General features: G+C 71.2%; 9 protein-coding genes. 7 read left to right on the top strand and 2 right to left on the bottom strand.

From position 1 onward, the window contains the following. Positions 1 to 43 precede the first annotated feature (43 nt). The gene (locus FED44_RS29330; protein ID WP_117409448.1) at positions 44 to 3,262 is read left to right on the top strand and encodes an ATP-dependent helicase; all 3,219 of its coding nucleotides are present in this window, start codon (positions 44 to 46) and stop codon (positions 3,260 to 3,262) included. Beyond that, positions 3,256 to 6,531 carry an ATP-dependent helicase gene (locus FED44_RS29325; protein ID WP_138462739.1) on the top strand — a complete coding sequence of 1,092 codons (3,276 nt, stop codon included), beginning with the start codon at positions 3,256 to 3,258 and terminating at the stop codon, positions 6,529 to 6,531. The genes FED44_RS29330 and FED44_RS29325 overlap by 7 nt, the downstream gene beginning before the upstream one ends. 60 nt (positions 6,532 to 6,591) lie before the next feature. Here FED44_RS29325 and FED44_RS29320 read toward each other — a convergent pair whose 3' ends face one another. Beyond that, positions 6,592 to 7,224: a TetR/AcrR family transcriptional regulator gene (locus FED44_RS29320; protein WP_117409446.1), complete on the bottom strand. Its 633-nt coding sequence runs from the start codon at positions 7,222 to 7,224 to the stop codon at positions 6,592 to 6,594. A 45-nt stretch (positions 7,225 to 7,269) separates the two neighbouring features. Between FED44_RS29320 and FED44_RS29315 the strand changes: the two genes are divergently transcribed. From FED44_RS29315 to FED44_RS29305, 3 genes are all read left to right on the top strand, one after another. Beyond that, on the top strand, positions 7,270 to 8,121 hold the full coding sequence (locus tag FED44_RS29315) for an ABC transporter ATP-binding protein (RefSeq protein ID WP_138462738.1): 852 nt from the start codon (positions 7,270 to 7,272) through the stop codon (positions 8,119 to 8,121). Beyond that, positions 8,108 to 8,869, top strand: a complete 762-nt coding sequence (locus FED44_RS29310; protein ID WP_138462737.1) for an ABC transporter permease — start codon at positions 8,108 to 8,110, stop codon at positions 8,867 to 8,869. The genes FED44_RS29315 and FED44_RS29310 overlap by 14 nt, the downstream gene beginning before the upstream one ends. 566 nt (positions 8,870 to 9,435) lie before the next feature. Continuing rightward, complete coding sequence (locus FED44_RS29305) at positions 9,436 to 10,338, top strand: hypothetical protein (protein ID WP_154956608.1); 903 nt, start codon at positions 9,436 to 9,438, stop codon at positions 10,336 to 10,338. Here FED44_RS29305 and FED44_RS29300 read toward each other — a convergent pair. Then, positions 10,326 to 10,508 (bottom strand): hypothetical protein, encoded by a 183-nt coding sequence (locus FED44_RS29300; protein ID WP_244302367.1) that lies wholly within the window; start codon positions 10,506 to 10,508, stop codon positions 10,326 to 10,328. The two genes, FED44_RS29305 and FED44_RS29300, sit on opposite strands and share 13 nt — an antisense overlap. 696 nt (positions 10,509 to 11,204) lie before the next feature. Between FED44_RS29300 and FED44_RS29295 the strand changes: the two genes are divergently transcribed. Next, the gene (locus tag FED44_RS29295; RefSeq protein WP_208759258.1) at positions 11,205 to 13,364 is read left to right on the top strand and encodes a hypothetical protein; all 2,160 of its coding nucleotides are present in this window, start codon (positions 11,205 to 11,207) and stop codon (positions 13,362 to 13,364) included. A 147-nt stretch (positions 13,365 to 13,511) separates the two neighbouring features. Further along, on the top strand, positions 13,512 to 14,891 hold the full coding sequence (locus FED44_RS29290; RefSeq protein WP_138462735.1) for a multicopper oxidase domain-containing protein: 1,380 nt from the start codon (positions 13,512 to 13,514) through the stop codon (positions 14,889 to 14,891). Positions 14,892 to 14,911 lie beyond the last annotated feature (20 nt).

Raw genomic sequence — 14,911 nt, 5'->3', positions numbered from 1 at the left:
TTCGGGCACGATCTGCCGCAGGGATCTGGTGGAATGCTGTGTTGTGAGTGGTCAGAACTACCGGCTGGTGCGGCGTGGGGGCGTGGGACGGCGCGCTGCTCCCGTGCTGGACGAGCACCAGAGGGCCGTCGTCGAGCACGAGAGCGGGCCGCTGCTCGTGCTCGCCGGGCCGGGCACCGGAAAGACCACGACGATAGTGGAGACCGTCGTCGACCGGGTCGAACGGCGGGGCGTGGATCCCGAACGGGTGCTGGTGCTCACGTTCAGCCGCAAGGCCGCCGGGGAGCTGCGTGAGCGGATCACCGCGCGGATGCGCCGGACCACCAGGACCCCGCTGGCCCTCACCTTCCACAGCTACGCGTACGCGCTGCTGCGGCGGGAGGCGGTGTTGGCCGGTGAGCCGCCGCCGCGCCTGCTCACCGGCCCAGAGCAGTTGCTGGAGGTCCGGCGGCTGCTGCACGGCGAGCTGGAGGACGGCGCCCGGCACTGGCCGGCGGACATGCGGGAGCTGCTCAAGACCCGGGGGTTCGCCGAGGAGCTGCGTGACTTCCTGTCCCGGGCGGCCGAGCGCGGCCTGTACGGCGACGCGCTGGTGCGGCTGGGCCGCGAGCACGGCAGGCCCGACTGGGAGGCCGCCGGGCTGTTCTCCTTCCGCTACCAGGACCGGTTCGACCTCGATCCCGTGCCCGCGCTGGACTACTCGGAGCTGATCCGGGAGGCGGCCGGCCTGCTGACCGACGGGGAGGTGCGGCGGCGCGAACGGGCGGCCTACGACGTGGTGCTCGTGGACGAGTACCAGGACACCGACCCGGCGCAGGAGTTCCTGCTCAGGCAGCTCGCCGGGGACGGCCGCGACCTCATCGCCGTGGGCGACCCCGACCAGTCCATCTACGGCTTCCGCGGCGCCGACGTGCAGGGCATCCTGCGGTTTCCCGAGCGGTTCCCGGCCCGGGACGGTCGCGACGCGCCGGTGGTCGCGCTGCGCGTGTGCCGCCGTAGCGGCCCGGCCCTGCTGGAGGCCTCCCGCCGCGTGGCCTCCCGCCTGCCCGCCGTACCGGGTCATGACAACAGGGCCGGCGGCCACCGTGACCTGATCCCCGTCGGGGACGCGGACCCGGGCGAGGTCAGGGTCCTGCTGGCCGACAGCGTCAGCCAGGAGGCCGCGGTGGTGGCCGACACGCTCCGCCGGGCCCACCTGCTCGACGGGGTGCCGTGGTCGCGCATGGCGGTGCTGGTGCGCAGCGCCATGCGGCAGGTGCCGCTGCTGCGGCGGGCGCTGGTGTCGGCGGGGGTCCCGGTCGTGGTCGCGGGCGACGAGCTGCCGCTCGTGCAGGAGCCCGGCGTACGGCCGCTGATCACGCTGCTGCGGGTCGCGGTCTCGCCGTCCGCGCTCGACGTGGCGACCGCCGAGGAGCTGCTGACCGGTCCGCTCGGCGGCACCGACATGATCGGCGTACGCCGGTTGCGCCGTGCCCTGCGGATCGCCGAGCACGAGGCGGTCGCCGCGGAGGCCGCCAAGGAGGAGGCGGGCCAGCCGGCGCTGCCCTTCACCTCGCGTTCGTCGGACGAGCTGCTGGTCGCGGCGCTGCGCGACGCCCGGGAGCTGACCGGGGTCGAGCCGCACGTCGCGGCCCCCGCGGAACGCCTCGCACGGCTTCTCACGACCGCCCGGGACGCCGTACGGCACGGCCGGGGCGCTGAGGAGGCCCTGTGGGAGATCTGGCAGGCCAGCGGGCTCGCGGAGCGCTGGAGCGAGGCCAGCCTCGCGGGCGGGGCGCGGGGCGCCCAGGCCGACCGGGACCTCGACGCCGTCGTCGCCCTGTTCGACCACGTGGCGCGCTTCGCCGACCGGCTGCCCAAGGCCGGCGTCGCGGTCTTCCTCGACGACCTGACGTCCCAGGAGATCGCCGGTGACTCGCTGGCCGAGTCGGCCCCCGAGGGCGACGCCGTACGGATCCTGACCGCGCACCGGTCCAAGGGCCTGGAGTGGGACGTGGTGGTGGTCGCGGGCGTGCAGGAGGGCCTGTGGCCCGACCTGCGGCTGCGCGGCTCGCTTCTCGGCACCGAGGCGCTGGTGGAGTTCGCGGGCGGGTCGGCGCTCGACACCACCCAGGCCGCGGCGGCGGCGCTGGCGTCGAAGCTGCTCGCCGAGGAACGGCGGCTGTTCTACGTGGCGGCGACCCGGGCCCGCCGGAGGCTCGTCGTCACCGCCGTCGGCGGCGAGGACACCGACGAGCGGCCGTCGCGCTTCCTCACCGAACTGCTGCCCCACGGAGTGGAGGCGGCCACCGTGGACGACCGGGCGCGGTGGCTCAGCATGTCCGCGCTGGTCGCGGACCTGCGCGCGGCCGTGTGCGACACGACCAAGGCGGAGGCGGTGCGCCGGGAGGCCGCCGCGCACCTCGCCCGGCTGGCCCAGGCCGGGGTGCCGGGGGCCAACCCCGGCGAGTGGTACGCCCTGACCCCGATCTCCGACGACCGGCCGCTCGGCTGGCCGGACGACATCGTGCAGATCTCGCCGTCGTCGGTGGAGAACTTCACCAAGTGCGGGCTGCGCTGGATGCTGGAGACGGCGGTCGGGGCGGGGTCGAGCAACGTCACCCAGAGCCTCGGCACGGTCGTCCACGCGATCGCCGCGATGGCCACCGAGGACGGGACCGACTACGTCAAGCGGCTCGACGACATCTGGGACCAGTTCGACTTCGGCGGGCTGTGGTTCAACCGCAAGCAGCGCCGCGTCGCCGAGCAGATGGTCGACCGCTTCGTCCGGTGGCAGAAGGACAAGCAGCGTGACCTGGTCGCGGTCGAGGAGGCCTTCACCGTACGGGTGCCGGGTCACGACATCCAGATCACCGGCCGGGTGGACCGGGTGGAGCGGGACGGCGCCGGCCGGGCCGTGATCATCGACATCAAGACCGGCAGCGGCAGGCCCAAGGACACCGAGATCGACCGGCATCCGCAGCTCGGGGTCTACCAGCTCGCCACGACGCTCGGGGCGTTCGAGCGGCACGGCCTCACCCAGCCGGGCGGCGCGTCGCTGCTGCACCTGGGCAAGGCGGCGGGCCAGGGCGCGGACGCGCGGGAGCAGGCGCAGCGGGCGCTCGCCGACGACCACGCTCCCGGGTGGGCGGACGACCTGGTCAAGACGGTGGCGACCGGCATGTCCGCCAACGTGTTCGTCGCCACGGTCAACGACGGCTGCCGCAACTGCGCCGCCAGGATCGCCTGCCCGGTGAACGACAACGGGGGACAGGTGTGCTGACGCCGGGTGAGCTGGCCGGCCGGCTCGGGATCCTCCCGCCCACGCCCGAGCAGGCCGCCGTCATCGAGGCGCCGCTGGAGCCGATGGTGGTCGTGGCGGGCGCGGGCTCGGGCAAGAGCGAGACGATGGCGGGGCGGGTGGTCTGGCTCGTCGCCAACGGCTACGCGCGCCCCGAGCAGATCCTCGGCCTCACCTTCACCCGCAAGGCCGCCGCCGAACTGGCCGAGCGGGTGCGCCGGCGGCTGGCCGGGCTCGCGGAGGCCGGGCTGGTCGAGCCCGAGATGCTCGACTCCGAGCCGACGGTCTCCACCTACCACGCGTACGCCGCGCGACTGGTGACCGACCACGCGCTGCGCGAGGGGTTGGAGCCCACGATGCGGCTCGTCACGCCCGCCGTGTCCTGGCAGATGGCGGCGCGGGTGGTCGGCCAGTACGACGGGCCGATGGACCGGGTGGACCTGTCCCCGCCCAGCGTCACCGCCGCCGTCCTCGACCTGGCCGGGGAGCTGGCCGAGCACCTGCGCGAGCCGGGAGAGGTGCGCGAGGTCGGCGACTGGCTGCGCGAGCGCCTCGCCTCGCTCACCGGGCGGATCACCAAGGACCAGCGCAAACCGGTCGACACCCAGGCCGTGCGCGAGCAGTTGCTGCCGATGGTCGAGGCGTACGGCCGGCTCAAGCGCGGCCGGGAGGTCATCGACTACGGCGACCAGATGGCGCTGGCGGCGCGGATCGCCTCCCGGCATCCGGAGGTCGGCGCGTCCGAGCGGTCGCGGTTCTCGGTCGTGCTGCTCGACGAGTACCAGGACACCAGCCACGCCCAGCTTGTGCTGCTGCGGTCCCTGTACGCGGGAGGCCACCCGGTCACCTCGGTCGGCGACCCCTGTCAGTCGATCTACGGCTGGCGCGGCGCGTCGGCGGGCAACCTGTCCCGTTTCCCGCAGGACTTCCCGGCGGCGTCCGGGGAGCCGGCGCAGGTGCGGCGCCTCTCGGTCAGCTTCCGCAACGGCGAACACGTGCTCGGCGTCGCGGCCCGGATCCAGGCGCCCCTGCGGCGGGAGGCCCGGGAGGTGCCGGTGCTGGTGCCGGGCGGCAACCGGACCGGACGCGGGCGGGTGGTGTGCGCCTTCCACGAGACGGCCGAGGACGAGGCGGAGTGGATCGCCGGGGGCCTGGCCGCGATGCTGCACGGCGAGGGCGCCCCGGACGGCCTGCCCTGGGGGGAGGGCGAGCGGGCCAGACGCGGACCGGCCCTGCAGCCGCAGGACGTCGCGATCCTCGCCCGCAAGAGGTCGCAGTTCCCGGCGCTGCGCCGGGCCCTGGAAGCGCGGGGCATCCCGGTCGAGGTCGTCGGGCTCGGCGGGCTGCTGACCGTGCCCGAGGTGGCCGACATCGTGGCGACGCTGCGGACGCTGTACGACCCGACCGCCGGGGACGCGCTGGTCCGGTTGCTCGCCGGGCCGCGCCGGCGGATCGGCCCGGCCGACCTCAAGGTGCTCGGCGACCTGGCCCGCGAGCTCAACCGCGAGATCAGGGCGGCCAGGGGAGGGCCGCGGCCGGAGGACCCGCTCGACCAGGTCGTCGCCGACCTCGCCGAGGAGCGCGGCAGCCTGGTCGACGCGCTCGACGAACTGCCCGACCGGCCCGACTGGCTGGCGCGGTTCTCCCCGCTCGCCCAGGAGCGGCTGCCCGCCGCCGCCCGCGAGCTGCGTCAGCTGCGCGCCCACGCGGGGCAGCCGCTGCCCGACCTCATCAGCGAGATCGAACGCCGCCTCGGGCTCGACGTCGAGGTGGCCGCCCGGGGCCGCGGCGGCGGCCCGCTGGCCGCCCGCGCCGACCTGGACGCCTTCCTCGACGCGGCGTCCCGGTTCGCCGGCGACTCGGAGGACCCGACGCTCGGCGCGTTCCTGGCGTACCTGAAGGCGGCCGAGAGCGAGGAGTTCGGCCTGGAGGCCGGGCGGGTCGGCGACAGCAACACCGTCAAGCTGATGACCGTCCACGCGTCCAAGGGCCTGGAGTGGCCGGTCGTGGTGGTGCCGGGGCTGTCGCAGCTCACCTCGCAGAAGGGCGGGCTGATCAAGGGCAGCGTGTTCCCGGCGACCCCGGTCACCAACTCCCGCTGGACGGAGAACCCGCGCAAGCTGCCGTACCCGCTGCGGGGGGACAGTTCCGATCTGCCCGAGCTGGCCGGGCTGGACCGGGAGGCGCTCGGCGCGTTCGACGAGCGCTGCCGCGACCGCGACCTGATGGAGGAGCGGCGGCTGGCGTACGTCGCCGTCACCCGGGCGCACTACCTGCTCATCGCCTCCGGCTACCGCTGGGGGAGCTCGTCCCGGCCGCTGGAGCCGTCGGACTTCCTGCGGGAGATCCGCGAGGCGGGTGCGGGGGTCGTCCGCTGGGCGGAGGACGAGGACGCGCGGAGCCTGCAGAACCCTCTGCTGGCCGAGCCGTCGGCGGCCGAGTGGCCGTCCGTCACCGTCCACGACGCCATCCGCGACGGCGCCCGCCTCGTGGAGGAGGCGATGACCGGCGCCACACCCGCGACGGCCTCGGCTGGTGACGGTCCCGCTCTGCTGCGGGACCGGGACCTGGAACGGATGCGGGCCTGGGCCCGCGACACCGACCTGCTGCTGCGCGAGCGCGAGACGAACCGCCAGAGAGCCGGCGCGGTGGTGGAGCTGCCGTCGCGGCTGTCGGTGTCGTCACTGGTGACACTGGCCCAGGACCCGGCGGCGTTCGCCCGGCAGGTGCGGCGGCCGGTGCCGCGCAGGCCCGCCCCGCTGGCCCGGAGGGGCACCACCTTCCACCGGTGGCTGGAGTCGCGCTGGGGTCAGCAACGCCTGATCGACGACCTGGAGCTGCCGGGCGCCGCCGACGAGCTGTCGGAGACCGACGTGCAGCTCGCCGAGCTGCAGGAGCGGTTCGAGGAGAGCGAGTGGGCGGTGCGGGAGCCGGTCGACCTGGAGGTCCCGTTCGAGACGATGATCGGCGATCGGCTGGTGCGCGGGCGGATGGACGCGGTCTTCCGCGAGCGGGAGGGCTACGTGGTGGTCGACTGGAAGACCGGCGAACGGCCGCACGGCCGGGCCGCCGACACGGCGTCGGTGCAGCTCGCGGCGTACCGGGTGGCCTGGGCCGCACTGGCCGGGGTGCCCCTGGAGCAGGTCGGGGCGGCCTTCCACTACGTCCGCTCGAACGAGACCGTGCGCCCCGTGGACCTCCTCGACGCGGACGGCCTCACCATCCTCATCCAGCGCGTTCCCGAGGAGTGACCGAGAGGAGCCGCCGGCCGTCGTCGGATTCAGGAGGCTTTCCCGCCGCAGGGGCCGCGGTCAGTCGCGCCCGCCCGCGACCGCCTTGATCAGACGCAGCAGGTCGTCCAGGTCGGCCTCGAACTCCGTGTCGAGGTCCCAGGGCAGGTCGAGCCACGGCGCGAGCCTGCCGTGGCCGGGAAGCTCGCCCTCCGGCAGCCGGCCGCGCCGGCCGCGCGGATCGAGGGAGCCGGTGCCGAAGCGGCCGGAGGCCTCGGAGGCGGCGAAACCGATCACGAAGGTGGAGATCAGGCGCTCCAGCCGGGGCACCTCGCGGTCCGGAACACCGGCCTCGACGAGCGCGGTGTAGATGAGGTCCACCACCCGCACGGCGTCCGGTGTGACGGCCGGCCGGGAGAACAGCAGTTGCGCCGCCCAGGGATGTCGCCGGGCCATCCCGCGGACGGCGTACCCGAGGGCGGCGAGTCGTTCGTGCCACGCCCGGCCCTTCCCCGCGTCCGGTGGCAGGAGCCCGGCGAGAAGCCGGCCGACCATGCCGTCCAGGAGTTCGGCCTTGTCGCTGACGTGCCGATACAGCGCCATCGGCGTCACTCCGACCCGCTCGGCCAGCGCGCGCATCGAGACCTTGCCGATGCCGTGCTCGTCGGCGATCGCCAGCGCCGCGTCCAGGATCTCTTCTCTCCGGCCACTCACGCGTATACAGTGTAGACGTATACACCGTAGACTAGAGGGGGCGGGATGCTCGTCGCGGAGGGGTTGGTGAAGCGCTACGGCCGGCGCAGCGCGCTCGACGGCTTCGACCTCGCGGTCGCGTCCGGCGAGATCGTCGGCCTGATCGGGCACAACGGAGCGGGCAAGACGACCTTTGTCGAAGTCGTCACCGGCCTCGTGCGCCCCGATGCGGGCCGTGTACGCATAGCAGGTGGCTCCGGTCGTGCCGTACGTCGGCTGCTCGGCGTCGCCCCGCAGGAGTTCGCGCTCTACAACGGCGTCAGCGTGCGCGAGAACCTGCGGCTGTTCGCCGGACTGGCCGGGCTGCGCGGGCGGCGCCGGGACACGGAGATCACTCGCGTCCTGGACGAGCTTCGCCTCGCCCCGATCGCGGATCGGCCCGTCGGCGTCCTGTCCGGCGGCCAGCGCCGCCGCGTCCAGGCGGCCACCGCCATGGTGGGCTCGCCACCGCTGCTGCTGCTGGACGAGCCGACCGCGGGCGCCGACCCGGAGACCCGCTCGGCCCTGCTGGCAGCGGTCAGGGCCCGCGCGGAGGCGGGGGCCGCGGTCCTCTACATCACGCACTACCTGCCGGAACTCGTGGATCTCGACGCGACCGTGGCGCTCGCCCGAGCCGGTCGGGTCGTCGCGCGCGGCACCCAGCGGGAGCTGACCCGAGGGCTGCCGGGCGAGCTCAGGGTGACCTTCGCCGATCCCGCCGAGCCCGAACTGCGTCTGCCGACCACCGATCCCGGCGCCGACCTCGCCGCGTTGCTCGCCTCGGGCCGCACGCCCACGTCCGTCGACGTACGCCGCCCCAGCCTGGACGACCTCTACCGCGCGCTGGAAGCCGGGAAGGCTCGTGATGTCGCCGCGTGAGTCCGTGTTCCGTACGGGTGTCCTGGTCCGTCACAACCTGCTGCTGATGCTCCGAGAGCCCGGCCCGCTGCTGAGCAGGATGATCCTGCCGCTCGCCTTCCTCACCCTGCTGCGCCCGCTCTACGTCGCCGCACAGGGGCGGGCCGCGGGCACGGAACAGGCCGTCGTCGGCACCCTGGTCACCTTCTCGCTGCTCGCCCTCGGCATCTCCGGCAACTCGATTCTCACCGAACGGCTCGGCCGGACCTGGGACCGCATGCGCGGAACGGCCCTCCACCCGGCGGAGATGCTCGTCGGCAAGGCCGTGCCCGTCTTCGCCGCTCTCCTCGCCCAGCAACTGCTCATCGTCGGATTCGGCGTGTGCGTCCTGGACATGAGCGTTCCCCATCCGCTCCCGCTGCTGGGCGTCCTGCTCTGCTGGAGTTGCACCCTGCTCGGCATCGGCGCGCTGCTCGGCGTGCTCGTACGGAGCATGGGCGAACTGTCGGCGGCCTACGACATCGGCGGCATGCTGCTCAGCAGCCTGGGCGGCGCGCTCGTCCCGCTCGGCGCCATGCCGGGGTGGATCGCCGCCGCGGCACCGGTCTCTCCCGGGTACTGGGCCGTCCAGGGCCTGCGCGCCGCCGTCGCCGGGGACACGCGCACCGTGGCGACGGCCTGCGGCGTGCTGCTCGTGGTCGCGTCGGCCTCCGGCGCCCTGGCCGCTGTCCGTCTCCAGGGGCGCGGCGGACGTCTGGTCGCGCTGTGATCCGTCCGCCTCCAACGGTCTCCGGGCAGGGTTTCCAGTCGAACAGCACGCTCGTAAGCCGGCTTCAAGGGGTACAGAAGTTCGGCGAGCCGGTCGAGAACGTCGCCGTGCTGCATGGTTGCCGGCGGCGTCACGACGACCTGCCCGAGACGAATCTCCGCCCGGTAACCGGCGTCGTTGAGTTGCATGAACAGTTGCAGCACCTCGTCTGGGAGCTCTTGGGGCTCCTCGTGCTTCCTGGCTTCCTGAGGCCTGTGCTCGTCAGGGACGGAGTCGTCCTGTTGCCGCGGGACGGGGTGGTCGTGCCTGCCGCGGCGGGTCGGCTTCGTAAGGGCCATGTCGCCATCCTCTCCTGCTCCTCAATGTCGATGGTACGGAACGCTCCTGTGCCGACACGGAAGGTAACCGATAAGTGATGGCACCGGTGCCTCAGGAGGCGGGCGAAGTGGAGGAAGCTCCACCGGGGGGGGCACTCCGGTGAATCGGTCATTTGCCGTAAATGTCATACCGACAGGTGGAAGATCTGTTCTGAGAATGATTGTCTCTTTTGTCGGCAGGGCCGGTTCGTGATCGGCTATGAATGGCTTATGTCTGTTCTGCGGATGGCGTTGGTGATGGCCGGTGTCGCGGCGGTGGCCGGGTGCTCGGCGGCGGCGAATCCGCCGGATACCACCCTGCCTCTGGACGCCTACAGTCTTGGTGCCAAGGACAGGGCCCAGGTCCTGCGCGCTCGATTCATGCTGGCCGAGGAGTGCATGCGTCGTGCCGGGCTCGATTTCCGGTTTCCCGCCGTCGAACCGGTGACCAACCTGCACAACATCGATTACATCGGGTGGTTTGATCCCGGACAGGCCCAGAAGTCGGGCTACGTAGGGGAACGCCGGAATGTGAGTGAGGACACGGGAATCCCCATCTACTCGGTCGGCGACGACGAGTTTCGTGTCCTGATGGGAAACGTTCGGCGGTACCACGGGCGGACGGTGCCGCCCGGGGGCTGCATGGCCGAGGCCGACGCGGTTCTGAACCGGGGAGCGCGGGGTGTGGCCCCGGCGGACATCCGGAAGAGGTTTGACGACGACGAGGTCCCGCGTTTCGCCGACAGCGCGTCCGACGCCGCCTCCCGGGACCCCCGGATCGCGGCGGCCGAGCGCGCGTGGAGCGAATGCATGGAGTCGAGGGGTTTCCACTACAGCGACACCGGCCAGGCCGGCGGAGACCCGCGCTGGGCGACGACCGCCAAGGACGACCAGATCGTCAAGCCTCGCGGCACTCAGGCCGAGATCGACACCGCGGTCGCGGACGCGCAGTGCCGGGCCGAGACCGGCTACTCCGACGTCCGCCGCACGGTTTATGTAGAGGCCCAGCAGCGGGTCATCGACCGTGATCGTGCCCGGCTCGGCGTCATCAGGTCGCTCAACGAGGCTCGCCTCGCCAACTCCGCGAAGGTTCTCGGCTCTCAGCGCAGGTAGTGGAACTCGGGCTTCGGGTGCATGAGGAAGTCGTGGTGGGAGATGTTCCAGGCGTACGCGCCGGCCATGGCGAAGGCCACGACGTCTCCGACGGCGAGTGCGGCGGGGACACCGGAGAGCACGGCGAAGCGCTCACGCGCCGTCGGGGCGGTCTGGCCGATGCGTTTCACTTGTAGAACCACGACTGCGACACCCCCAGGGCTCGGCAGGAGGTGGCGTGGTCGATGCCGTGGTCGGTCTTGAGCAGATGAAGGCCGCCACGCTCACCGGCCCATCGCCTCTTTCACCCACAAGACCACTGAGCGCTGGAGAACATCACGCTCGTCTTCCAGCTCAGCGCGGTCCTTCTCCCACGCGGCCTTTGGCGTCTCATGAGTCGTGAAGGGTGCCGGTGTGTGTGTCACGCCGTGCGTCCCGTCGCCGGCACTGGAGTATCGGTGGACCCTGGCCGTTGGGCCACCTGACGCGGCTTGTTTCGGGTTTGTTGCGTCTGTTGTATTTGTCCATCAGCCGCCTGAGCGGCGAAAATCTCGCTCTGGTCGGTTCGACCTGAGCTTGGCACTGAACCAACCCGATTCACGGACCCCGCCGCGCCACGTTGAGGCGTAAATACCGTGTTGCGCGTGAGCGCCCGTTCACAGCGAGTTAACTGCGCCTAGCCGCGCGTGAAACATCCGGCTGGCGTCATCGATCTCACCCCACTTCAGGAGGAGTTTATGCATTCTCCCCCACGCGGCATTCTCGCCGCCCGACGCCGGGCCAGTCGACGGCGACTGGCTTGGCTGCTGACCCCCATCCTTGCTCTCGTAACAATTGGGGTCAGTCCTTCCTCATCCCAGGCGCTTCCGATCGGTGTAGGAACGCCGGTGCAGTTCACGCTAACCGACAACCAGGGTGCGTGGTTCGACACCGGTGCGACGCTGTTCGGCACGCGGTCGCTCGGCGTCGCCGTGACGCCGCGGACCAAGCTCGCGTCGCTGCCGCTGAGCACCGACACACTGCTCAACGGCGATCTCGGCGGCGGCCTGCTCAACCTGCCGCTGCTCAACGGCGACGCACCGCTGATCGGCCAGCTCGGTGTGAACGTCAACAGCCTGCTCAACCTCGACCAGCTCAACTCGGCGGTCGACGCGGCGGGCGGCGCGCTCGGATTCCTGAACCCGACGATCCAGCGTGCCAAGACGCAGATCAACCAGCTCAGCCAGCAGCTGTCGACGGTGCCGGACAGCAGCGCCACCCCGCTCGGCAGCCTGCCCGTGGGGCTCGACCTGATGCGCACGCTCAAGGAGGTCGCCGCGCTGGCGCCCTCGGACCTGAGCCTCGCGCCGAAGGCGAAGTTCGCGGTGGCGGCACCGGCGGCCGCCTCGGCCCACTCGGTGACCAGCCTGATCTGGCCGGTCGGCGCGCAGCCGATCGACCAGAACAGTGCGTTCATCGGCAACGTCGAGGCCAACCTGACCGAACCGGGCCTGTACGCGTGGGCCTGCAAGATCCACCCGTACATGCTCGGCGCTGTGGTCGTGGACGACCCGCTCACGCCCGGCCTGGACTTCGGCAAGAAGCTCAACGTCAACGTCAAGGGCGGCATCGTCGTGCCCAGCTCGGCCGACGTGGTGCAGCAGCTCGTGCAGAAGTTCTTCCGGATCACGACGCCCGACAACTGGCAGGTCTTCAGCAACACGCAGACCAAGAACTGGAACCCCTACTACCCGCCCGCGCCGATCCTGGAGTACGACGCGAACGAGCAGCCGGTGATCATCCCGAGCCTCGACGCGTACTACAACAGCAAGTTCAACGAGGGCGTCACGCTGCCCGCGCTGACCCAGCGGCCGAGCACGCCCGGCGTCGGTGAGCTCTGGGTCGACACCCAGATGGAGCAGTACGCCGGCAAGGTCAAGTCCGGCGCGGCGACCAAGGTCGACGTGCAGAACTGGACCGTAGACCGGAAGGTGGCGCTACCACAGATCAACCTCAACAACCCGCACAATATGTGGTCGGATCGCGCCGGAAAGTACATCTATCAGACGGAATGGTTCTCCGACCGCCTGACCGTGTTCGACCGGACCACGGGCAAGCTCGTGCGAACTATCCAGGTCGGCCCGGACCCATCCCATGTGATGACCCGGACCGACACCGACCAGCTCCACGTCGCCATCAACGCCGGCAACGCGGTGGTCGAACTGAGTCCGGGTGCCACGCAGATCGACAGACGCATCCTGGTGCAGGGTCCCGGCCAGACACCGGCCCACCCGCACGCGCACTGGATGAGCGCCGACGGGCACACCATGGTCACGCCGAACGTCAACCACAACAACTCGACGATCGTCGACGTGCCGTCGGGCTCGATCCAGGAGGTGCAGACCGAGCAGCTGCCCATCGCGACCGGCATGATGCCGGACTCCTCGAAGTACTACGTGGCCAACTTCCTCGGCCAGAGCGTCTCCTGCATCTCGCTGGACGGGCCGGCGTGCCACTCCGACAGCGGCACGAACGTCGGCTACAAGGCCATCAACCTGTGGGCGAACTACGACATGGTGACCGGGGCGACGACCGGGGGCTTCGGCGGCCTGCCGATCCAGATCCCGGTCAGCCCTGACGGCAACGTGGCGTTCGTGGCGAACACGCTCACGAGCAACATCGCCGTCATCGACACCAAGACCGACAAGGTCATCAAGTACCTGCCGTGCGACTCCGGCTGTCACGGCATCAACTTCGGTGCCAAGCGCGGCGGCGGCTACTACGCCTACGTGTCGAGCAAGTTCGCCAACACCCTCGCCGTGATCGACCCCGACCCCAACGGCGACGGCAGCCCCGCCGACTCCACAATCGTCGGCAAGATGGTTCTCGACTCGGCCGCGGGCACCAGCGTGGACGACGTCGTGACCGGCTACAACGGCATGGGCGGGCAGGGCGTCTTCCCCTACCCGATCGTCTACAACGGCTGGGTGCAGAACGCCACGCCGGAGATGGCGGACAAGCTCACGTGTGCCCAGCTCAACCCCATCAACCAGGGGGTCTGCGAGTAACTGCGGGCCCGCACTGCGGGGGAGGGACCGTAAAGCGGACGGTCCCTCCCCCTGACCAGGGCCCCCGATCGCGCACCACCCACGCCGGTCCATTCGGCCGCCGACACGTGGGCGCGTGCATCCCACAGTAGACGAGGAAGTACACCCATGTCTGATACGACCGCGCCGGAGCCCTTCGCGGCCCTCCGGCGTGCCCTCTCCGACGCCTCGCCACCGGTACGGCGGCTGATGCTGATCGGCGTGATCGCGCTCTCGATCCTGGTCCCCGGCGCGGCACTGTTCGCGCCGAAGGCCGCGGGCGCGACGAACCACACGATCGCGATCAAGAACTTCGCGTTCACGCCGGACGTGCTCACGCTGGCACCCGGCGACACGGTCACGTTCGTCAACCAGGAGACAGACGGTACCGTCCACGCCATCCGCGGCGACTTCACGTCCCCGGACCTGCCGCCCGGGGCGAGCTTCATGGTCACCGTCGCCACCGCCGGCTCGTACAACTACTACTGCAGTTTCCACCCGTACATGACCGGCATCATCAACGCCGGAACGGCACCGCCGTCGCCGTCGCCGTCCCGGTCACCGAGCGCAAGCCCGTCGCCGTCCCGCTCACCGAGCGTGAGCCCGTCGCCGAGCGGCAGCCCGGGCACGAGCCCGAGCCCGAGCGTCACTCCGACGACGCCGCCGCCCGGCTCCGCGCCCTGCGACAACCCGGCCCTCGGCGCCGACCAGGGCGATGGCACCCGGCTGGCCGCCTACAGCCTGGTCGGCACCGTCAAGGTGTTCAAGCTGTGCATGTCGCAGACCGACTGGGAGGTCTCGCCCGGGGTGGTGAAGCAGGCGTACACGTTCAACGGCATAGTGCCCGGCCCCACCATCAAGGTCAACGAGGGCGACCAGGTGCGGGTCATCGTGCAGAACGACCTGCCGGAGCACACGGCGGTGCACTGGCACGGCATGCAACTGCCGAACGCGCAGGACGGCGTGCCGGACATCACGCAGCCGCACATCATGCCCGGCAACACCTACACGTACGAGTGGACCGCCAAGTCGACCGGCACGCACTGGTACCACTCGCACATGGGTGGCGGCCAGGTCGGCCGGGGCCTCTACGGCGCGCTCCTGGTGACCCCGACGTTGGGCGACATCGCCGCCGACAAGCACTACACCCTCGAGATCGGCGACGGTTCCAACGGGTTCACCTTAAACGGCAAGTCGTACCCGGCGACCGTGCCGCTGACGGCGGCGGTCAACCAGAAGGTCCACGTCCGGCTGATCGGCACGGGCCCCGAGATGATCCACCCGATGCACCTGCACGGGGTGCCGTTCCAGGTCGTGGCCCAAGACGGCAACAAGCTCGCCTCACCGTACACCGTGGACACGCTCAACGTCGGCGTCGGACAGACGTACGACATCGTGTTCCAGCCCAAAGAGCCCGGGAAGTGGTTGCTGCACTGCCACATCTTCTCCCACTCCGAGGGACCCAACGGCATGATCGGCCTCGTGACGATCATCAATGTAACGCCGTAATCGCCGGCTGAACCCGCCTC

The sequence above is a fragment of the Microbispora triticiradicis genome (assembly GCF_005864065.1).
GTDB lineage: Bacteria > Actinomycetota > Actinomycetes > Streptosporangiales > Streptosporangiaceae > Microbispora > Microbispora triticiradicis.
This window is presented reverse-complemented; position numbering and strand designations above follow the sequence as displayed.